Below are 2,981 nucleotides of genomic sequence, written 5' to 3' on the forward strand. Positions count from 1 at the left end.
GAAGCTAACCCGGGGAACTGAAATATCTAAGTACCCGGAGGAAAAGAAATCAACCGAGATTCCCTGAGTAGTGACGAGCGAACGGGGAACAGCCCAAAAGTCATCATGGTTCTAGCAAAACGGTCTGGAAAGGCCGGCCATAGACGGTGATAGCCCAGTATGTGAAAGGGCCACGATGATGAAATTGAGTAGGGCGGGGCACGTGAAACCCTGTCTGAACATGGGGGGACCATCCTCCAAGGCTAAATACTCCTGACTGACCGATAGTGAACCAGTACCGTGAGGGAAAGGCGAAAAGAACCCCGGAGAGGGGAGTGAAATAGAACCTGAAACCGTATGCGTACAAGCAGTAGGAGCCCGCAAGGGTGACTGCGTACCTTTTGTATAATGGGTCAGCGACTTACTTTTTGTGGCGAGCTTAACCGTATAGGGTAGGCGAAGGGAAACCGAGTCTGAATAGGGCGCATAGTCGCAGGAAGTAGACCCGAAACCGGGTGATCTAGCCATGCCCAGGGTGAAGGTGCGGTAACACGCACTGGAGGCCCGAACCCACTCCTGTTGCAAAAGTAGGGGATGAGGTGTGGCTAGGAGTGAAAAGCTAATCGAACCCGGAGATAGCTGGTTCTCCTCGAAAGCTATTTAGGTAGCGCCTCGCACGAATCTTCTTGGGGGTAGAGCACTGTTATGGCTAGGGGGTCATCGTGACTTACCAAACCATGGCAAACTCCGAATACCAAGACAGACTATGCGGGAGACACACGGCGGGTGCTAACGTCCGTCGTGAAAAGGGAAACAACCCAGACCCACAGCTAAGGTCCCCAAATTATCGCTAAGTGGAAAACGATGTGGAAAGGCATAGACAGCCAGGAGGTTGGCTTAGAAGCAGCCATCCTTTAAAGAAAGCGTAATAGCTCACTGGTCGAGTCGGTCTGCGCGGAAGATTTAACGGGGCTAAGCGATATACCGAAGCTTGGGGTGCACACTTTGTGTGCGCGGTAGAGGAGCGTTCCGTACGCCTGCGAAGGTGGCTTGAGAAGGCTGCTGGAGGTATCGGAAGTGCGAATGCTGACATGAGTAACGATAATGCGGGTGAAAAGCCCGCACGCCGAAAGCCCAAGGTTTCCTAGCGCAACGTTCATCGGCGCAGGGTGAGTCGGCCCCTAAGGCGAGACCGAAAGGTGTAGTCGATGGGAAGCTGGTTAATATTCCAGCACCTCGCGTGAGTGCGATGGGGGGACGGAGAAGGGTAAGTGTACCGGGCGTTGGTTGTCCCGGGGAAAGTACAAAGGCTTGGGCGGTAGGCAAATCCGCTGCCCTTTAAGGTCGAAGTACGAGACGAGTCCTATCGGACGAAGTCACTGATCCCACGCTTCCAGGAAAAGCCTCTAAGCTTCAGCTCACGCAAGACCGTACCGTAAACCGACACAGGTGGGTAGGATGAGAATTCTCAGGCGCTTGAGAGAACTTGGGTGAAGGAACTAGGCAAAATAGTACCGTAACTTCGGGAGAAGGTACGCCTCCAGCAATGGAGGCCGCAGTGACCAGGCCGCTGCGACTGTTTATCAAAAACACAGCACTCTGCAAACACGAAAGTGGACGTATAGGGTGTGACGCCTGCCCGGTGCTGGAAGGTTAAGTGATGGGGTCAGCGCAAGCGAAGCTCTTGATCGAAGCCCCAGTAAACGGCGGCCGTAACTATAACGGTCCTAAGGTAGCGAAATTCCTTGTCGGGTAAGTTCCGACCTGCACGAATGGCGTAACGACAGCGGCGCTGTCTCCACCCAAGGCTCAGTGAAATTGAAATCGCTGTGAAGATGCAGCGTTCCCGCGGCAAGACGGAAAGACCCCGTGAACCTTTACTATAGCTTTACATTGAACGTTGAGTTCGTCTGTGTAGGATAGGTGGGAGGCTATGAAACCGAGGCGCCAGCTTCGGTGGAGCCATCCTTGAAATACCACCCTGATGTGCTTGACGTTCTAACCTAGGTCCGTAATCCGGATCGGGGACCATGTATGGTGGGTAGTTTGACTGGGGCGGTCTCCTCCCAAAGAGTAACGGAGGAGCACGAAGGTACGCTCAGCGCGGTCGGACATCGCGCAATGTGTGCAAAGGCAGAAGCGTGCTTGACTGCAAGATCGACGGATCAAGCAGGTACGAAAGTAGGTCTTAGTGATCCGGTGGTTCTGTATGGAAGGGCCATCGCTCAACGGATAAAAGGTACTCCGGGGATAACAGGCTGATACCGCCCAAGAGTTCATATCGACGGCGGTGTTTGGCACCTCGATGTCGGCTCATCACATCCTGGGGCTGTAGTCGGTCCCAAGGGTATGGCTGTTCGCCATTTAAAGTGGTACGCGAGCTGGGTTCAGAACGTCGTGAGACAGTTCGGTCCCTATCTGTCGTGGGCGTTGGAGATTTGAGAGGGGCTGCTCCTAGTACGAGAGGACCGGAGTGGACGAACCTCTGGTGTTCCGGTTGTCACGCCAGTGGCACTGCCGGGTAGCTATGTTCGGAAGCGATAACCGCTGAAAGCATCTAAGCGGGAAGCGCGCCTCAAGATGAGATCTCCCGGGACACAAGTCCCCTAAAGGAACGATGAAGACTACGTCGTTGATAGGTCGGGTGTGTAAGTGCAGTAATGCATTGAGCTTACCGATACTAATGATCCGTGTGGCTTGATCATATAACCTCAAGTTGCCTTGCCCTTCGACACAGAAGACAAGTCAAACCAAACCAAACTGTTACGTCACAAGACCCTATGAGAGCGTGAGCGCTTGAGCCATCTGGCAATAGCGACCCTCCACCCTCTCCCTGGTGAACATAGCTGCGTGGAACCACCCGATCCCATCCCGAACTCGGAAGTGAAACGCGCACGCGCCGATGGTAGTGTGCATCCGCATGCGAGAGTAGGTCATCGCCAGGGCCTTACACCAAAACCCCTCCGGGTATCCCGGAGGGGTTTTTCTTTGCAACAAAGAAA

2 rRNA genes (1 of these 2 cut by a window edge) are annotated in these 2,981 nt (G+C 54.0%); both read left to right on the plus strand.

What is annotated here, in order from left to right:
• Nucleotides 1–2,684, plus strand: a 23S ribosomal RNA gene (locus O9290_RS08345) (it extends 167 nt beyond the left edge of the window).
• Between the two features lie 127 nt (nucleotides 2,685–2,811).
• Nucleotides 2,812–2,924: ribosomal RNA gene (rrf, locus tag O9290_RS08350) — 5S ribosomal RNA — on the plus strand.
• Nucleotides 2,925–2,981 lie beyond the last annotated feature (57 nt).

The sequence above is a fragment of the Microcystis sp. LE19-41.2A genome (assembly GCF_027530405.1).
GTDB classification, from domain to species: Bacteria; Cyanobacteriota; Cyanobacteriia; order Cyanobacteriales; family Microcystaceae; genus Microcystis; species Microcystis aeruginosa.